General features: G+C 65.0%; 1 protein-coding gene. It reads left to right on the forward strand.

Annotation, left to right across the window (positions count from 1 at the left end; genetic code table 11):
- On the forward strand, nucleotides 1-317 hold a 317-nt coding region (locus tag ACYQ1H_RS15625; RefSeq protein WP_460028961.1), incomplete at both ends, for an integrase core domain-containing protein.

Consider the following 317-nt stretch of genomic DNA (forward strand, 5'->3'; position numbering starts at 1 on the left):
CCGCCAGCCGGTGCAGGGCGGGCTGATCCACCACAGCGACAGGGGCGTGCAGTATGTCTCCATCCGCTACACCGAACGCCTGGCCGAGGCTGGCATCGAACCCTCGGTCGGGCGCGTGGGCGACTCCTACGACAACGCCCTGGCCGAAACCATCAATGGCCTGTACAAGGCGGAAGTGATCCACCGCCAGTCTTGGAGAAGCCGTGAGGCCGTGGAGCTGGCCACGCTGACCTGGGTGGACGGGTACAACAATCGCCGGCTACTGAGTTCCATCGGCCACATCCCACCGGCGCAAGCTGAAGCCGCGTATTATCGAC

It is taken from the genome of Methyloparacoccus murrellii (genome assembly GCF_054657115.1).